Annotated in this window: 3 protein-coding genes; all 3 read left to right on the forward strand. The window is 64.4% G+C overall.

The annotated features are described in order from the left end of the window. On the forward strand, positions 1-608 hold a 608-nt coding region (locus EOA24_RS36360), incomplete at its 5' end, for a pyridoxal-phosphate dependent enzyme (protein ID WP_127410731.1). Continuing rightward, positions 608-1,351 (forward strand): alanyl-tRNA editing protein, encoded by a 744-nt coding sequence (locus EOA24_RS36365; RefSeq protein WP_127256584.1) that lies wholly within the window; start codon positions 608-610, stop codon positions 1,349-1,351. The genes EOA24_RS36360 and EOA24_RS36365, both read left to right, overlap by 1 nt. 22 nt (positions 1,352-1,373) lie before the next feature. Continuing rightward, positions 1,374-1,864 (forward strand): sulfurtransferase (locus EOA24_RS36370; protein ID WP_133374824.1); only part of this gene is annotated, 491 nt, incomplete at its 3' end.

A 1,864-nucleotide genomic window follows, 5' to 3' on the forward strand; every position in this document is an offset into this window, starting at 1 on the left:
GCGCGATCTGGGCCAACCAGTTCGACAATGTCGCCAACCGCGACGGTCATGTCCGCACGACGGCCGAGGAAATCTGGGCCCAGACCGGCGGCAAGGTCGATGGCTTCGTTTCGGCCGTAGGCTCCGGCGGCACGCTCGCTGGTGTCGCGCTGGGCCTCAAGGACAAGAGCAAGGACGTCAAGATCGCGCTCGCCGATCCGCTGGGCGCGGCGCTCTACAGTTTCTACACCAGCGGCGAGTTGAAATCCGACGGCAGCTCGATCACCGAAGGCATCGGGCAGGGCCGCATCACCGCCAATCTGGAAGGCTTCAGGCCGGACTTCTCCTTCCAGATCCCGGACGAGGAAGCGTTGCCGATCATCTTCGACCTGATCCAGGAAGAGGGCCTCTGTGTCGGCGGCTCGACCGGCATCAACATCGCCGGCGCCATCCGGCTGGCGCGCGAGCTCGGACCGGGCCACACCATCGTGACGATCCTTGCCGACTACGGCACGCGCTACCAGTCCAAGCTCTTCAATCCGGAGTTCCTGCGCGGCAAGAACCTTCCGGTGCCGGGCTGGATGGAAGAAAGGGCCGACATTTCCGTGCCGTTCGAAAAGGTAGCATGATGGCGCACAAGACAGCGGCGCTTTTTCGCGACGACGCCTATCAGATGACGGCCGAGGCCGAGGTTGTCGCCGTCAACGATCGGGGTGGCATCCTTCTCGACCGCACCATCTTCTACGCCACGTCGGGTGGACAGCCGGGCGATGCCGGCATGCTCGAACGAGCGGACGGCGGCCGCATCGCGATCGCCGCCACCATCACCGGCGAGACCAAGGATGAGATCATCCACGTGCCGGCGCCGGAGCAGCTGCTCCCCGCTGTCGGCGAAAGGCTGAAGCTCTCGATCGACTGGGAGCGGCGGCACCTTCTGATGCGCATGCATACCGCCTGCCACCTGCTGACGGTCGTTTGCCCGTTTCCGATCACCGGGGCCGCGGTCGCCGAGGACGACAGCCGTGTCGACTTCGATATCCCCGACACCGGCTTCACCAAGGAAGATGTTACGGCCCGGCTGATGGAGCTGGTGCGCGCCGACCATCCGATCTTCACCCGGTTGATCACCGACCAAGAGCTCGCCGCCAATCCCGGCCTGGTCAAATCGAAGAACGTCCGCCCGCCGGTCGGCACAGGAAAAATCCGCCTGGTCTGCATCGGCGACAACGGCTCGGTCGACAGCCAGCCCTGCGGCGGCACGCATGTGAAGTCGACCGGCGAGGTCGGCGAGATTCATATCGGCAAGATCGAGAAGAAAGGCCGCGAGAACCGCCGCTTCCGCATCCGCTTCGGACCAATGCCGGCGAACTGAGGCGGGCCAGGGAGAACAAAAAATGGCGCAGGACAGTCCTTTCATCGTCGACGCCGACTGGCTGGAGAAGCAGCTTGGCGAGCCCGGCCTCACCATCATCGACGCCTCCTGGTATCTGCCGGCGCAAAAGCGAGACGCCCGCGCCGAATACGATGCCGCGCACATTCCCGGTGCGCGCTTCCTCGACCAGGATGCGGTTTCCGATCCGGATTCCAAATTGCCGCACACTTTGGCTTCGCCGCAGCACTTTGCCCAATATGTCGGCGCCATGGGCGTTACGGCCGATGACACCATCGTCATCTATGACGGGCCTGGCCTGTTCTCGGCGCCGCGCGCCTGGTGGATGCTCCGCGTCATGGGCGTTTTCCAGGTCTATATTCTGAACGGTGGCTTCGACCGCTGGAAGGCCGAGGGGCGGCCCGTGACGTCCGAGCCGACCAAGATGGCGCCGAGCGTCTTCCATGCCGATTTCGATGCGGGCCGGGTTGTCAGCCTCGACGAGATGCGCAGGAT

It is taken from the genome of Mesorhizobium sp. M2A.F.Ca.ET.039.01.1.1, from assembly GCF_003998035.1.
GTDB lineage: Bacteria > Pseudomonadota > Alphaproteobacteria > Rhizobiales > Rhizobiaceae > Mesorhizobium.